Source organism: Streptomyces sp. KL116D (assembly GCF_030766975.1).
Taxonomy (GTDB): domain Bacteria; phylum Actinomycetota; class Actinomycetes; order Streptomycetales; family Streptomycetaceae; genus Streptomyces; species Streptomyces longispororuber_A.
In genome coordinates this window covers 15,804-30,836 of sequence record NZ_JASERH010000153.1, presented here as the reverse complement: position 1 = coordinate 30,836, position 15,033 = coordinate 15,804, and the positions used below count along the sequence as shown (strand labels likewise).

14 protein-coding genes are annotated in these 15,033 nt (G+C 71.7%); 7 read left to right on the top strand and 7 right to left on the bottom strand.

Annotation, left to right across the window (positions count from 1 at the left end):
- Positions 1 to 135 precede the first annotated feature (135 nt).
- Positions 136 to 1,392, top strand: a complete 1,257-nt coding sequence (locus tag RBJ77_RS60635; RefSeq protein ID WP_372352739.1) for an MFS transporter — start codon at positions 136 to 138, stop codon at positions 1,390 to 1,392.
- Between the two features lie 3 nt (positions 1,393 to 1,395).
- Here RBJ77_RS60635 and RBJ77_RS60630 read toward each other — a convergent pair whose 3' ends face one another.
- Positions 1,396 to 1,980 (bottom strand): suppressor of fused domain protein, encoded by a 585-nt coding sequence (locus tag RBJ77_RS60630; RefSeq protein WP_255978321.1) that lies wholly within the window; start codon positions 1,978 to 1,980, stop codon positions 1,396 to 1,398.
- Positions 1,981 to 2,450: 470 nt separating this feature from the next.
- On the opposite strand from RBJ77_RS60630, the gene RBJ77_RS60625 reads away from it, so the two are divergent.
- Both RBJ77_RS60625 and RBJ77_RS60620 read left to right on the top strand, forming a co-directional pair.
- Positions 2,451 to 3,581, top strand: coding sequence for a magnesium and cobalt transport protein CorA (locus tag RBJ77_RS60625; protein ID WP_372352738.1), 1,131 nt, complete (start codon positions 2,451 to 2,453; stop codon positions 3,579 to 3,581).
- Between the two features lie 22 nt (positions 3,582 to 3,603).
- Positions 3,604 to 4,119 carry a hypothetical protein gene (locus RBJ77_RS60620; protein ID WP_372352737.1) on the top strand — a complete coding sequence of 172 codons (516 nt, stop codon included), beginning with the start codon at positions 3,604 to 3,606 and terminating at the stop codon, positions 4,117 to 4,119.
- 16 nt (positions 4,120 to 4,135) lie between these two features.
- On the opposite strand, the gene RBJ77_RS60615 is transcribed toward RBJ77_RS60620, so the two are convergent.
- The gene (locus RBJ77_RS60615) at positions 4,136 to 4,891 is read right to left on the bottom strand and encodes a hypothetical protein (protein ID WP_372352736.1); all 756 of its coding nucleotides are present in this window, start codon (positions 4,889 to 4,891) and stop codon (positions 4,136 to 4,138) included.
- Positions 4,892 to 5,070: 179 nt separating this feature from the next.
- On the opposite strand from RBJ77_RS60615, the gene RBJ77_RS60610 reads away from it, so the two are divergent.
- From RBJ77_RS60610 to RBJ77_RS60600, 3 genes are read left to right on the top strand one after another with little or no spacing between them, the layout of a single operon-like run.
- Positions 5,071 to 6,348 (top strand): magnesium transporter MgtE N-terminal domain-containing protein, encoded by a 1,278-nt coding sequence (locus RBJ77_RS60610; RefSeq protein WP_372352735.1) that lies wholly within the window; start codon positions 5,071 to 5,073, stop codon positions 6,346 to 6,348.
- Positions 6,338 to 6,910 carry a DUF1003 domain-containing protein gene (locus RBJ77_RS60605; RefSeq protein WP_372352734.1) on the top strand — a complete coding sequence of 191 codons (573 nt, stop codon included), beginning with the start codon at positions 6,338 to 6,340 and terminating at the stop codon, positions 6,908 to 6,910. The genes RBJ77_RS60610 and RBJ77_RS60605 overlap by 11 nt, the downstream gene beginning before the upstream one ends.
- A 44-nt stretch (positions 6,911 to 6,954) precedes the next feature.
- Complete coding sequence (locus RBJ77_RS60600; RefSeq protein WP_255978333.1) at positions 6,955 to 8,088, top strand: Mrp/NBP35 family ATP-binding protein; 1,134 nt, start codon at positions 6,955 to 6,957, stop codon at positions 8,086 to 8,088.
- 96 nt (positions 8,089 to 8,184) lie between these two features.
- On the opposite strand, the gene RBJ77_RS60595 is transcribed toward RBJ77_RS60600, so the two are convergent.
- The 5 genes from RBJ77_RS60595 to sigE all read right to left on the bottom strand — a co-directional run bounded on the left by RBJ77_RS60595 (position 8,185) and on the right by sigE (position 13,826).
- Entirely contained in the window at positions 8,185 to 8,841 is a 657-nt protein-coding gene (locus tag RBJ77_RS60595) for a hypothetical protein (RefSeq protein ID WP_255978335.1), read from the bottom strand.
- 134 nt (positions 8,842 to 8,975) lie between these two features.
- Entirely contained in the window at positions 8,976 to 9,452 is a 477-nt protein-coding gene (locus RBJ77_RS60590) for a sec-independent translocase (protein WP_372352733.1), read from the bottom strand.
- Between the two features lie 155 nt (positions 9,453 to 9,607).
- Positions 9,608 to 11,935: a trypsin-like peptidase domain-containing protein gene (locus RBJ77_RS60585; RefSeq protein WP_372352732.1), complete on the bottom strand. Its 2,328-nt coding sequence runs from the start codon at positions 11,933 to 11,935 to the stop codon at positions 9,608 to 9,610.
- Between the two features lie 131 nt (positions 11,936 to 12,066).
- Positions 12,067 to 13,053 carry a zf-HC2 domain-containing protein gene (locus tag RBJ77_RS60580; RefSeq protein WP_372352731.1) on the bottom strand — a complete coding sequence of 329 codons (987 nt, stop codon included), beginning with the start codon at positions 13,051 to 13,053 and terminating at the stop codon, positions 12,067 to 12,069.
- Entirely contained in the window at positions 13,050 to 13,826 is a 777-nt protein-coding gene (gene sigE / locus RBJ77_RS60575) for an RNA polymerase sigma factor SigE (RefSeq protein WP_255976986.1), read from the bottom strand. Before sigE ends, RBJ77_RS60580 begins: the two co-directional genes overlap by 4 nt.
- Before the next feature lie 156 nt (positions 13,827 to 13,982).
- On the opposite strand from sigE, the gene RBJ77_RS60570 reads away from it, so the two are divergent.
- Positions 13,983 to 14,681 carry an O-methyltransferase gene (locus RBJ77_RS60570; protein ID WP_308284787.1) on the top strand — a complete coding sequence of 233 codons (699 nt, stop codon included), beginning with the start codon at positions 13,983 to 13,985 and terminating at the stop codon, positions 14,679 to 14,681.
- Positions 14,682 to 15,033 lie beyond the last annotated feature (352 nt).

Sequence of the window (15,033 nt, the reverse complement as noted above, 5' to 3'; positions counted from 1 at the left end):
GTCAAGGACGATCACCCGTCCGGAGCGCGCCGTCGCGTCCCCTCCGACCTGGAGAGATAGATGTAGCTTGCATTAATTAGCTGCTCTAACTTATTATGTGTATACGTCAACGATCTCGACGAAGGAGCGGCAGGCATGAGCCACAGCAGTACAGGGGGTCCCGCCGAAGGGGACACGTTCGACGCAGGTGCGGGCAGCATCCTGCGTCAACCGAAGGCGGTCTGGGCCACCGCCGGGGCATCCGTCGTCGCCTTCATGGGCATCGGGCTCGTCGACCCGATCCTGCCGTCGATCGCGCAGGGTCTGCAGGCGACGCCGAGCCAGGTCTCCCTGCTCTTCACCTCGTACTTCCTGATCACCGCGATCGCGATGCTGGTCACCGGCTTCGTCTCCAGCCGGATCGGCGGCAAGAAGACCCTGCTGGTCGGGCTCGCGCTCGTCGTGGTCTTCGCCGCGCTGGCCGGCACCTCCGGCTCCGTCGGCGAACTCGTCGGCTTCCGCGCGGGCTGGGGCCTGGGCAACGCGCTGTTCGTCTCGACCGCTCTCGCCGTCATCGTCGGCGCCGCGGCCGGCGGCTCGGCCGCGGCCATCCTGCTCTACGAGTCCGCGCTCGGCCTCGGCATGGCCTGCGGACCGCTGCTCGGCGCGCTCCTCGGCAACGCGAGCTGGCGCTACCCGTTCTTCGGCACCGCCGCGCTCATGGCCGTCGGGTTCCTCTGCATCACGGCGTTCCTGAAGGAGCAGCCGAAGCCCGCGCGCAAGACGTCGATCCTCGACCCCATCAAGGCGCTGGGGCACGGCGGCCTGGCCTCGGCGGCCGTCTCGGCGTTCTTCTACAACTACACGTTCTTCACGATCCTGGCCTTCACGCCGTTCGTGCTGAACATGACCCCGTACAAGTCGGGCGCGGTCTTCTTCGCCTGGGGCGTGCTGCTCGCGCTGTTCTCGGTCATCGTCGCGCCGCGCATGCAGGCCAGGTTCGGCTCGCTCAAGGTGCTCGGCGGCTCGCTGGTGCTGCTCGCCGCGGACGTGCTCGTCCTCGGGTACGGCAGCCACACCACGGCCATCGTCTGCACGATCCTGTCCGGCGCCTTCATCGGCGTGAACAACACCGTCTACACCGAGCTGGCGCTCGGCGTCTCGGACGCGCCGCGGCCGGTGGCCAGCGCGGGCTACAACTTCGTCCGCTGGTTCGCCGCGGCCGCCGCCCCGTACTTCGCCCCGAAGATCGAGGAGTGGACCGACATCCACGTCCCGTTCGTGGTCGCCGCGGTCACCGCGGTGCTCGGCGCGCTCGTCGTGTGGGTGCGCAGGAACGCGCTCACCCACGAGGCCGAGGAGCTGGAGCCGGTCCACGCGAGCGAGGACGGGGTCTCCGTCTTCGCGAACTGACTCTCAGTCGAGAGGGACGGACCTGCGCAGCGGATCGCGCAGGTCCGTTCCGCCGTTCAGCCACTTCTCCTGGAGCGCCGGCGCACCGTGCACCCGCTTCCACGCCGCCTCGTTCTGCGTCATGGGAAGGAGGGGCAGGAACCGTACGGGATCCAGCGGCTCGTCCAGGTCGAGGTCCTCCACCAGACCCCCCGGCTCGGCCACCAGCACCGAGGTGAACGGAGCGCCCGGCCACAGCGGCTCCCCCACGTCCAGCGAGGCGCCGGGCGCCACGACGACGCCTTCCACCTGCGGGGACGCGGCGAGCACGGCGAGCGGACGGAGCGCCTTGTCGGTGTCGGCGAGACCGGCGCGGACGGTCAGGACGAGCTCGGCGCGCGGGCCCTTCACCGGATCGGCGAGCGCCGCGGTCGGATCGGACATCGGGGACGCGGACATGCCGAGGGTCGCGTACCGCACGAGGTCACCGTCCGTGAAGCGCAGCACCTCGATCCGGTCGGTGCCCAGGAACGTGACCGCCGCGCGCGCGTCCGGCTCGCCCAGGGCCGTGCGCAGCCGGGCTTCCACCAACGCAAGAACTTCTGCCATCCCGCGAGCATAGAACTCGCATGCAACGGGTAAAGACGGGGCTTGCTTCTTCAGTCGGCTGATAGTCTTGGCCGCTGGTCGGGACGGTACGCAGAGCGTGCTCTGGGTTCCCGGCCCACAGACGTCCCTTGACGGGGATGAGACGTCCCCCACGGGGGACCGGCTGGAGGAGGTGGGGCTGTCATGGATCGAAGTCGACCGTGCAGTACCACCCGTTCTTCCGGCCGATAGGCCCGTATCCCACTTCGCAGACAGCGGTTCCCGGGCTGCCCGCGCGTGCCGGAAGAGCACTTCGTTTCCACCTGATCTTTCTGATCTCACCGATCTGAATCAGTAAGCGAAGCCGCCCCGGCGCCGGTGCGGTGCTCCCCGCTTTGTGGACGTGCAGCATGTCCCGCTCGCCAGGACGTCCTCATTCCGGGCAGTTCCGATCCGTTGCCGGCGGCTCCCGCCCGCGAAGGAGCCTGCCCATGTCGATGATTCGCGACCTGCGTGCCGCCGTCCGCCCCTCGCTGCGCAAGAGCGTGGCCCCGTACGGCAACGAAGCCCGCAGCACCTACGACACGACCCGTGACCCGTCGGCCGTCTCCGCGGTCGTCGACTGCGCCGTCTACCGCGACGGGGCCCGCGTCGACGCCCCCGAGTGCCTGACGCCGCTCGAGGCCCGCCGGCGGGTGCGCCGCGACGGCGGCTTCGCCTGGATCGGCCTGCACGAGCCGACCGAGGCCGAATTCTCCGGCATCGCCCGGGAGTTCGGGCTGCACCCGCTCGCCGTGGAGGACGCGGTGCACGCGCACCAGCGGCCCAAGCTGGAGCGCTACGACGACACGCTCTTCACCGTCTTCAAGACCATCCACTACGTCGAGCACGCCGAGCTCACCGCGACGAGCGAGGTCGTCGAGACGGGTGAGGTCATGTGCTTCACCGGCCGGGACTTCTTCATCACCGTCCGGCACGGCGGCCAGGGCTCCCTGCGCGCGCTCCGGCACCGCCTCCAGGACGACCCGGCGCTGCTCGCCAAGGGGCCGAGCGCCGTGCTGCACGCCATCGCCGACCACGTCGTCGACGGCTACCTGGCCGTCGCCGACGCCATGCAGGACGACATCGACGAGGTCGAGACCGAGGTCTTCTCGCAGACCGGCAAGGGCGCCCCGCGCGGCTCCGACGCCGGCCGCATCTACCAACTCAAGCGCGAGGTACTGGAGTTCAAGCGCGCCGTGGCGCCGCTGCGGCGCCCCCTCCAGCTGCTGAGCGAGCGGCCGATGCGGCTGATCGACCCCGACATCCAGAAGTACTTCCGCGACGTCGCCGACCACCTGGAGCGCGTCCAGGAGCAGGTCATCGGCTTCGACGAACTGCTCAACTCGATCCTCCAGGCCAACCTCGCGCAGGCGTCCGTCGCCCAGAACGAGGACATGCGCAAGATCACCTCGTGGGCCGCCATCATCGCCGTACCGACGATGGTGTGCGGCGTGTACGGGATGAACTTCACGTACATGCCCGAGCTGCACTGGCGGTTCGGCTATCCGATGGTGCTCGCCGTCATCGGCGCCGTCTGCTTCGGCATCCACCGGACCCTGAAGCGGAACGGGTGGCTGTGAAGGCCGCCGCTACGCTTGCCGCATGACGACTGCTGAACTGCTCGACGCCGCCCTCGTCGAGGAGGCCACGAAGAAGTCCGGGCTGATCTGGGTCCGCGGCGCCTCGGGCACGGAGCGCGCGCTGTGGCACCTGTGGCACGAGGGCGCGGCGCACGTGGTCGGCGACGGGCCCGGCGAGCAGCCGCTGCCCGGGCTGGTCGACGGCGGCCCGGCCACCGTCACCGTGCGCAGCAAGGACAAGGGCGGGCGGCTCGTCGGCTGGCAGGCGAAGGTCGTGGAGCTGTCCCCCGGCACGGAGGCGTGGGAGGCGGCCGTCGGCGAGCTCAAGGGCAAGCGGCTGAACGCCCCGGACGCGGAGACGATGACCGAGCGGTGGAGCCGGGAGTGCCGGGTGCTGCGGCTCGAACCGGTGGGCGGGGAGACGGTGCCGGCCGCCGAGGGATCGCAGGCCGCCCCGCCGGTCGTCTCGCCCGCGACGACCCGCAATCCGGTCCCGGCCGGACTGCCCCGGCTGCTGGCCCGGCGCAAGAAGCGCTGAGCGTCGGACGGCCAGGTCAGGACGACGGCAGCGCCTGACCGTAGTCCACCGTGTCCCCGGACTCCGGCTCGCGCAGTGTGAAGTCCCGGCCCCAGTCGGCCAGTTGGAGCGTTCCGGCGCCGCCCGCACGCTCCAGGCGCATGGGGTAGGCGGTGCCCTCCAGGGAGACGTCGAGCGTGCCGCCCGCACCCTTGTCGCCGGTGAGCTCGATCGTGCGGACGCCGCCGGAGGTGCCGCGGTCGCCCTTCTCCACGGTGCCGTGCAGCGTGAGCAGCCCGTCGAGCAGCACTTCCTTGTCGGTGAAGGTGCTGAGCCGCTTGTACGCCGGGTCGCCGGTCGGCACCTTCACGTACTTGCCGTCGAGCTTCTCGGCCGCCGCGCCCTCGTCGTGCCCGCTCTTGTCGTCGTCCGAGTGGGTCCAGAAGTCGGTGCCCGCCTTGAGGTACAGGTGCTCGCCGACCCGCAGCAGCCGGAACGTGCTGCCGCCCGTCGTCACCGATCCCGAGCCGCCGTCCGCGTTGAGGCGCATGTCCAGCTTGTAGGTCTTGCCGCTGCTGACCACCGTGCCGGAGACGTGCACCGCGTCGGCGCCCTGTGCCGCCTTGACCGTACGGCTCTGGATCTTGCCGGGGGCCAGCTTGCCGACGCCGTTCGTGCCGGCGTCCGGGTCGTCGTCACCGCCGCACGCCGCGAGCCCGGCCGCGAGTCCCGTACTGATCACACCGACCAGGAGGGTCCTGCGGATGCGGCGGGCCGGGGGAAGTGCGGTCACGGGCGGGACTACCTCTCGTCAGTGCGGGCAGACGGCAGCGTACCCCTGCGATCTGCGGTTACTCGTGGGGGTCCGGGTGGCCGCAGCGCAAAGGCGTGTTGCATCGGTACCGGCTAGCCTGAACCACGGATTGTTCGTATATCCGGATGGATCTGGACGAGAAGGAGGTGCGAGGAGACATGGCGGCAGTCGCCCCCCGGATCTTCGTCTCGCACCTCTCCGGTGTCCCCGTCTTCGACCCGAACGGCGATCAGGTGGGGCGCGTGCGCGACCTGGTGGCGATGCTGCGGGTGAGCAGGCGCCCGCCCCGGCTGCTCGGGCTCGTCGTCGAACTGTCCACGAGGCGCCGCATCTTCCTGCCCATGACCCGCGTCACCGGCATCGAGTCCGGCCAGGTCATCACCACCGGCGTGCTCAACGTGCGGCGCTTCGAGCAGCGGCCCACCGAGCGGCTCGTGCTGGGCGAGATGCTGGACCGGCGGGTCCGCCTGGTGGAGACGGGCGAGGAGGTCACCGTCCTGGACGTGTCGATCCAGCAGCTGCCCGCCCGCCGCGACTGGGAGATCGACCGGGTCTTCGTGCGGAAGGGGAAGAGCGGCGCGTTCCGGCGCAGCAGGGGCGAGACGCTCACCGTCGACTGGTCGGCCGTCGACGGGTTCTCCCTGGAGGAGCACGGGCAGGGCGCCGAGAGCCTGCTCGCCACCTTCGAGCAGCTGCGCCCCGCCGACCTCGCCAACGTGCTGCACCACCTCTCCCCCAAGCGCCGGGCCGAGGTCGCCGCCGCTCTCACCAACGAGCGGCTCGCCGACGTCCTGGAGGAGCTCCCCGAGGACGACCAGATCGAGATCCTCGGCAAGCTGAAGGAGGAGCGCGCCGCCGACGTCCTGGAGGAGATGGACCCGGACGACGCCGCCGACCTGCTGGGCGAGCTGCCCGAGGCCGACAAGGAGCGGCTGCTCACCCTGATGAAGCCCAGCGAGGCGGCCGACGTGCGGCGTCTGATGGCGTACGAGGACCGGACGGCGGGCGGTCTGATGACGACCGAGCCGATCGTGCTGCGCCCGGACGCGACCGTCGCCGACGCCCTCGCCCGGGTCCGCAACCCGGACCTGTCGCCCGCGCTCGCCGCGCAGGTCTACGTGTGCCGCCCGCCGGACGAGACGCCGACCGGCAAGTACCTCGGCACCATCCACTTCCAGCGGCTGCTGCGCGACCCCCCGTACACGATGGTCAGCTCGATCCTCGACGAGGATCTCCAGGCCCTCGCCCCGGACGCGGCGCTGCAGGAGATCGCCGGGTTCTTCGCCACGTACGACATGGTGGCCGCGCCCGTCGTCGACGAGAGCGGGTCGCTGCTCGGCGCCGTGACGGTGGACGACGTGCTCGACCACATGCTGCCCGACGACTGGCGCGAGCAGGAGTTCCATCTGTCCGGGGAGGTGAACCATGGCGACTGACGAGCGTGAGCGCACACAGGAGACCCGCAGGCCGCGCATCCGGCTCGACCAGCCGCGCCCGCCGCGCCGCAAGCTCCTGCCGGACTACGACCCGGAGGCCTTCGGCCGGCTCTCGGAGCGGATCGCCCGATTCCTGGGGACCGGGCGGTTCATCGTCTGGATGACGGTGATCATCATCGCGTGGGTGATCTGGAACGTGACGGCCCCCGCGGACCTGCGCTTCGACAACTACCCGTTCATCTTCCTGACCCTGATGCTGTCGCTGCAGGCGTCGTACGCCGCTCCGCTGATCCTCCTCGCCCAGAACCGGCAGGACGACCGCGACCGCGTCAATCTCGAACAGGACCGCAAGCAGAACGAGCGGTCGATCGCCGACACCGAGTATCTGAGCCGCGAGGTCGCGGCGCTGCGGATCGGCCTCGGCGAGGTAGCGACCCGCGACTGGATCCGCTCCGAGCTGCAGGACCTCCTCAAGGAGCTGGAGGAGCAGCAGCGGTCCGTCTCGCAGGGCGGCGTATTCCCGGCGGACGGCGAACGCGGACGTGACGTAGGCGACCGCTGACGGGGCTTTCCGTGCCCCGGTTACCGCGCCGTACTATCGGTGGTATGGCTACGGAAGACGCGGTGCGCGAGGCGCTCGCGACAGTGAACGACCCCGAGATCCAGCGACCCATCACCGAGTTGGGGATGGTCAAATCGGTGGACATCGGTGCGGACGGAGTCGTCGCGGTCACCGTGTACCTGACCGTCTCCGGCTGCCCGATGCGCTCGACGATCGAGAACAACGTGCGCGAGGCCGTCTCCCGCGTCGACGGCGTGACCGACGTCCAGGTCACCCTCGACGTGATGAGCGACGAGCAGCGCAAGGAGCTGGCGGCGGCGCTGCGCGGCGGCACGGCCGAGCGCGAGGTCCCGTTCGCCAAGCCCGGCTCGCTGACCCGCGTGTACGCGGTGGCCTCCGGCAAGGGCGGCGTCGGCAAGTCGTCGGTGACCGTGAACCTGGCGGCGGCGCTGGCCGCGGACGGCCTCAAGGTCGGCGTCGTCGACGCGGACATCTACGGCCACTCCGTGCCGCGCATGCTCGGCGCCGACGGCAAGCCCACCCAGGTCGAGAACATGATCATGCCGCCGTCGGCGAACGGCGTGAAGGTCATCTCGATCGGCATGTTCACGCCCGGCAACGCGCCCGTGGTGTGGCGCGGCCCGATGCTCCACCGCGCGCTCCAGCAGTTCCTCGCGGACGTGTTCTGGGGCGACCTGGACGTGCTCCTGCTCGACCTGCCGCCGGGCACCGGTGACATCGCCATCTCCGTCGCCCAGCTGGTGCCGAACGCCGAGATCCTCGTCGTGACGACGCCGCAGCAGGCCGCCGCCGAGGTCGCCGAGCGGGCCGGCTCCATCGCCGTCCAGACCCACCAGAAGATCGTGGGCGTCGTCGAGAACATGTCGGGCCTGCCGTGCCCGCACTGCGGCGAGATGGTCGACGTGTTCGGCACGGGCGGCGGCCAGCTGGTCGCCGACGGCCTGACCCGGACCACCGGCGCGACGGTGCCGGTCCTCGGCTCGATCCCGATCGACGTCCGCCTGCGCGAGGGCGGCGACGAGGGCAAGCCGGTCGTCCTGACCGACCCCGACTCCCCCGCGGGCTCCGCGCTCCGCGCCATCGCGGGCAAGCTCGGCGGCCGCCAGCGCGGCCTGTCGGGGATGTCGCTGGGGATCACCCCGCGCAACAAGTTCTGACAGTCCTCGCGCCCCTGGAGGCATGCGCTGCGCATGCCTCCAGGGGCGCGAGGAACTGTGTGCGGGTCGGCCGGACCGGCCGGACCTTCGGACCGCTCAGGCGTACTCGGCGACGTCCTTGACGACGGAGAAGCCCAGACCGTACGCGCTCATGCCCCGACCGTACGCGCCCAGGTGCACCCCGGCCTCCGTGGACCCGGCCAGCACCCACCCGTACTCGGACTCCCGGTAGTGGAACGGTGTCGGCACCCCGTCCACGGGCAGCGTCAGCGAGGCCCAGTCGTCCGACCGGAGGTCGTCCGCGAGGACCCACGCCGTCTCGGTCTGCTGGTCCAGCCAGTCGTCGCGCAGCGTGTGGTCCATCTGGCCCGGCCAGGTGTACGAGAGCAGTCCCACCCCGGCGAGCCAGGCCGCCGAGGAGACGGACGTGGCGTCGAGGACACCCGTGCCGTCGGCGCTGCGCCGTACCGGATTGGCGGCGACGGTCACCACGACCGCGAACCGCTCGGTGTCCTCGGTGCCTTCACTGCGCACCGAGGGCTCGTCACCGTGCCCGATCGAACCGTGCTCGACGGACCCGTCCGCCGTGGTGCCGACCTGCATCAGCCAACGCGGTCCCGTGAAGGCCTCGTCGAGGCCGTACCACGGGAAGGGCGCCAGCAGGTAGCCGTCGACCGTGCGCCGGGCCGTGGGAACCTGACCGGCCCCCTCGGTGGCCGGCGCCTGCGCGCCCACCCGACTCGTCGTCTCCATGTACCCGGCCGCCTCCTCGCTCTCGTACGGACCGGAGCGGCCCGCCCCCCTCGGGCGTTCTCACGTCCGGTCCGCGCAACAACAAGGCAGGATGCCACACCGGGTCCAGGAGGCCCGGTTCCGATGGGTGTGGTTCAGGTCGCGTCGGTGTCGAACGGGGGCGGGTCGCCGGCGTCCGGCTTCTCCGTCTTCCCCGGCGTCTCGGGGCGCTTCTGCATGTCGACGCGGCCGCCTGACGTGCCGCCGGATCCGCCGGCGGCACCCGCCGAACCGGACTCCTCCAGCTCGCCCACGGTGTGCACCGCGTCGGTGACCTCGGCCATTTCCTTCTTCAGGTCGAAGCCGTTGCGGATCTCCTTGAGCCCCAGCTCGTCACTGTCCAGCTGCTTGCGGATGAACGTCTTGGGGTTCAGGTCCTCGAACTCGAAGTCCTTGAACTCCGGGCCCAGTTCGCTACGGATGTCTTCCTTGGCGCTGTCCGAGAACTCGCGGATCTTGCGTATGGTGCGCGAGACGTCCTGGATCAGCTTCGGGAGCTTGTCGGGGCCGAAGACGAGCACGGCCAGCACGACGAGCGTCACGACCTCCAGTGGGCCAATGTCGTTGAACACCTTGCACTCCTAGCGTGTCCTCGGCCCGCGGTCGGTTTCAGTAGCAGGTCTTCGGCAGGGTCCGGCATCGGACCGGGTCCACGGTACCCGGCGATCCTGTCCGTTCGGTAGCCACTGGGCTACGTCCAGGATCACGGGAACCGGAGAACGGCCGGTCAGGTGCCGTCGGCGGCACCGAGGACGAGGGCCACCTTCCGTTCCTTTCCGTTCCGTTCGACCGTGAGTTCCAGTTTGTCCTTGGGGCGGTGGGCGCGGATCTTGACGATCAGCTCCTCGCCGGAGTGGACGCGGACGCCGTCCACCGCGGTGATCACGTCACGGGGTTCGATGCCCGCTTTGTCACCGGGGCCGCCCGGAGTGACCGCCGAACCGCCGCTGTTGCCCTTCGTGCCGACGCGGGCGCCGTCGCCGGAGTAGTCCATGTCGAGCGTGACGCCGATCACCGGGTGGGTGGCCTTGCCGGTGTTGATCAGCTCCTCGGCGACCCGCTTCGCCTGGTTGACCGGGATGGCGAAGCCGAGGCCGATCGAGCCGGCCTGGCCGCCGTCCAGCTCGGAGCCGCTGTCGGCGGACCTGATGGCGCTGTTGATGCCGATGACGCGGGCCTTCGAATCGACCAGCGGGCCGCCCGAGTTGCCCGGGTTTATGGGGGCGTCGGTCTGCAGCGCGTCCACATAGCTGACGTCGCTCCCGTCGCCCTTCTCGCCGCCCGCCGTGATCGGCCGCTCCTTGGCGCTGATGATGCCGGAGGTCACCGTGTTGGCGAGGTCGAAGGGGGCACCGATGGCCACGACCGGGTCGCCGACCTGGACGTTCTCGGAGTTGCCGAGGGGCAGGGGCTTCAGGCCGCGGACGCCGTCGACCTTGATGACGGCGAGGTCGTAACCGCTGTCGTGGCCGACCACCTCGGCGTCGGCGCTCTCACCGCCCGCGAACGTGACGGATATCTCACCATCGGATCCCGCCGGTTCGACGACGTGGTTGTTGGTGAGGATGTGGCCCTGCTTGTCGAGGACGAACCCGGTGCCGGTGCCCTGCTCCGACGAGCCCTTGGTGTGGATGGTGACGACGCCCGGCAGGGCGCGGGCCGCGATGCCCGCGACGCTGTCGGGGGCGCGCCCCTTCGACTCGACGCCGGCCTGCGGGAGTTCGACGTCCGTCCCGCCGTTCCGCTCGAAGTACGAGCCGATGGCACCGCCCACGCCGCCGGAGACGAGCGCGATCAGCACGGCTCCCAGCACGAGCGCCTTGCGCCCGCGCCGCGGCCGGCCACCGACGGGCCCACCGCTCCCCGACAACGACACGGGCCCGGCCCACGGGTCGTACTGCTGCCAGGGCCCGACACTCCCCTGCCCCGCCCCACCAAAGGCCACGTGCGGAGGGCCGGCGGGGGCGTGAGCGGGCCCCTGGGCGGGGGCGTGAGCGGACCCCTGGGCGGGGGCGGGCGTGGGGCTCTGGGCGGGGGCGGATGCGTGAGGCTGAGCGGGGACGGGCGCGAGGGCGTGAGCGGGCTGCGGTGCGTGGCCGGCCTGCGGCATCGGCCCGTGCGCCGACGGGGCCGGGGCTGCCGGGTGCGGGGCGGGCTGGGGCAGTGGGTGCTGACCGGTCTGTGGTTGTGGGTGCGGGCCGGGCTGCGGTTGTGGGTGCGCGCTGGGCTGGGGCTGCGGGACCACGGCCGCCGGGTGCGGGCCGGGCTGGGGCTGCGGGACCGGGGCTGCCGGGTGCTGGCCGGGGTGTGCCTGCGGATGCGGCGTCGGGTTGTGGGGTGGAGCGGGGGCGTCCTGGTACGGCGGCGGCGCGGGGGCGGCCGGGGTGCCGTGGGCCGGGGTCGTGCCCGGGTGCTGGACGGGCGGCGCCGGAGCCCACGGCCCCGGCTCGCCGTACGGCGGCGTGCTGTACGGGTCGGGGTCGTGCAGCGGCCGGGGGCTCTCGTCGACCGGGGCGGGGCCGGGCGCATCCGGTACGGCGTCGACCGGTCCCTGGGCCGAACTCGGGCCTGCGGCGGGGCGGTTGTCCGCGGCGTCCCGGTCGTCCGTGCCGTCCCTGTCGTCCGTGTCCGCCATGCCGGGCGGCACGGGGGCCGGGGCCGGGGATGCGGAGGTGGGTGCAAGTGCGGGCTCGGGCTCAGCCGGTCGGGCCTCGGCTAGGGGCACGTCGACCGGGCCCGGCGGCGTCGGTGCAGGGTGGGCCGGGGCTGCCCCCGTCGGCGCGGAATCCACCGCGGCGTCCACCGGGGCCGGCGGCATCGGCGCGGAAGCGTCCCGCTCAGCGGGCGGGAACGGTTCGGTGGTGTCCGGGTCCGGGGCCCGGCCGGATCCGGTGTCGGCCGCGCCCGCCGGGAACGGCTCGGCACCGCCGTCCGCTCCGGCTCCGGACGCATGCGGCGCGGGCAGGTGCCAGTCGCCGTCGTCCCCCGCGGAGCGCCCCGTACTCGGTCGGGGGCGGCTCCACCACTTGGCCTTTGTGGGCTTGCCCTCGTCCATGTCCCGCCGTTCTCCCCACAGCTCGCTCGCGGCACCACACCGCGGGCTCCCACGCGCGCGGCCCGGGTCACCACCCGGCGCGCGGCCTCACCTGGATTCAACCAGGTTCGACGGCCCCGGCGCAGGGTGCGTCAGCGGAGTGCGGACGGGCGGGACGACGCGGTCGGCGAGGACGCCGGGGCGGCGGCGAGGCCGGGCGACGTCCCGTCGAACGCGGTCGCCTCGGGCGTCGCCTGCGGCTCCGGAGCGACGGAGACCGCGGGGACGGTCGCGGCGGGGCGTATGAGAGGCGACATACGGGCCGCCTCGGAGAGCATCGGGGTCGAGAACGGATAGGCCGCACTGTCCGCGTGCCCGCCACCGGGCAGCAGCGGAGCGCTCGCCCGGGTCGACGAGACCGGCGCGGCAAGGGCTCCTCCGCGCTGGCCGAGCAGCGGGGACAGCGCCCTGCGCCGCTGGTTCTCGGACGCCGAGGCACCGCCCACCGGCTGGCTGCGCAGCGGTGTGACATTGCTGCCGGAACCGCCACCGCGCACGTCACCCGCGTCGACCGGGGCGGCGGTCGTGACCCCGCCCAGGGCGATCGCGGCGAGCGAGACCGCTCCGGCGGCCGCGAACGCGAAGCGGCGGCCGCGGGAGGCGCGGTCCCCTTCGGTCCGGTCGGGACGGCCCACTTCGTGGATACGGAAGCCGCGCTGCCCGCTGGGCAGGACGGCGGCGTGCGCACCGGACGGCGCGTACCCGAACGGCTCCGGGTCTACGTCGAAGACTCCCTGGCCGAAGCCACGGGCTCCTCCGAGGGGGCGGCCGGTGCCGAAGCCGCCTCCCCCGAACGGTGGCGTACCACCGTCGCTGTCACCTCCCCCGGGCAATCCCTGGAGGCGGGCGAGAAAACTCTCCGACGGCGGCGGCGGGGCCGCCTCGGCGAAGACGCTCTTGAGGCGGCGCTGGGCGTCGGCCTCGGCCTTGCACTTGGCGCACGTCGCCAGGTGGGCGAGGACGCGCTCTCTGGCGTCATGGTCCAGTTCGCCGTCGACCAGTGCGGCCAGCCGGTCCCCGAGATGCTGGTCGGCCGCGGTCAGTTGGCGCTCGGCAGGATTGAGACGTGATCCACTCACGCGGTCGCGCCCCCTCCTCCAAGCACAGGGATACCCGTGGCCGCGAGCGTGCGGCGCTCCTTGCGAGCCTCGGGCGAACGGTGCTGCAGCGCCTTGCGCAGCTGGGAGCGGCCGCGGTGGATGCGGCTGCGGACCGTGCCGAGCTTCACGCCGAGGGTCGCGGCGATCTCCTCGTACGAGAGCCCCTCGATGTCGCACAGGACGACGGCGGCACGGAACTCGGGCGCGAGCGTGTCCAGCGCCTGCTGGACGTCGGCGTCGAAGTGCGCGTCGTTGAAGACCTGCTGCGGGGACGGGTCGCGGCTGGGCAGGCGCTCGGCCGCGTCGTCCCCGAGGGAGTCGAAGCGGATGCGCTGCTTGCGGCGGACCATGTCCAGGAACAGGTTCGTCGTGATGCGGTGGAGCCAGCCCTCGAAGGTGCCCGGCGTGTACGTCGACAGCGAGCGGAAGACACGGACGAAGACTTCCTGCGTGAGGTCCTCGGCGTCGTGCTGGTTTCCGGTCAGACGGTAGGCGAGTCGGTAGACACGGCCGCTGTGCGTGCTGACGATCTCCTCCCAGGTGGGCGGAGTCCACGCCTGAGATTCCGCGTCAGCGGCAAAGGTCGCGGTCTGCTGCGCGGAGTCAACGGTGCGGATTCGGTCAGCGGTGTTGGTCACGGATTTCGGCTCACCCGCCGACCTGAGAAAGCGCCGCAGCACTCCTCCCCGATCCACAGGCGCAGCCGCACCTCCCCTGTCGGCTCTGGTGGTGTCCAGTGGAGCCCCTACCATAGCCACCTCGCCCGTTAGCTCCGGATAAGCGTTTTTACTCAGATTTGCCGGTCGGTCTCCGGACGCCGTCCCGGCCGCCGGTTTCGTCGCTGTCGCCATCCCGCTGCCCCCGCTTCAGCCTGCTCTTTCCCCCTGCCCTTCTAAACGCCCGGTCCCATCTGCGAGTTCCCGCCACCAACGGATAAAGTCACGCGCAGGCAACCACGGGGACAGGAGAGGGCCATTACCGGCAACCGGCAGACGAGCTGGGCGTTCGCCGACGCCTTTGTCGCCGAGGACGACGCACTCCGCTGGGCCCGGGACCGGGCCCGCGAAGCGGGACTGCGTTCGGTCTCCCCCGGCGCGGGTGCGGCGTTGCGGCTGCTCGCTGCCACGGTGGGGGCGAAGGCGGTCGCCGAGATCGGTACGGGTACCGGGGTGTCCGGAATTCATCTGTTGAACGGGATGCGACCCGACGGGGTGCTGACGACGGTCGACCCGGAGCCGGAGCGGCAGCAGTTCGCCCGGCAGGCGTTCCGCGCGGCCGGCTTCGCCAGCAACCGGGCCCGTTTCATCCCGGGGCGGGCGCTCGACGTGCTGCCTCGGCTCGCGGACAGCGGGTACGACCTGGTCTTCTGCGACGGTGACCGGACGGAGTGCCTGGACTACCTCGCTGAATCGTTGCGTCTGCTGCGGCCGGGTGGGCTGGTGTGCTTCGAGGGGGTCTTCGCGGACGGGCGGACCGTGGATTCCGGGCCGCAGCCGGTGGAAGTGGTGCGGTTGCGGGAGTTGCTGCGGGCCGTGCGGGAGTCTTCCGAGCTGGTGCCGTCGCTGTTGCCGTTGGGGGACGGGTTGCTCTGTGCCGTGAAGCGCTGAGCGCTTCCGCGTGGGGCCGGGTGTTCTGGCGCGGCTTCGCCTTGTTCCGCGTGCTGTCCGGGGCGGTGGTGTGTGCGTGGGCGGGTGCCGGTCCGTTGTGGCTGGTCGCGCCGTTCCCCGCGCCCCTGTAGAGCCGCCTGCTCGGCGTTGGTCCTCGGGTCCGTGCGCGAGTGCCGGTCCGTTGTGGCTGGCCGCGCAGTTCCCCGCGCCCCTGGAGAGCCGCCTGCTCGCCGTGAGTCCTCTGCAAGGACTGCGGGTGCCGGTGTCGTCGCGGTTGCTCGCGCCGTTCCCCGCGCCCCTGAAGGGGCCGTTCCCCGCGTGCCCGGAGGGTGTGCCCTGGAGGTGGCGGTGG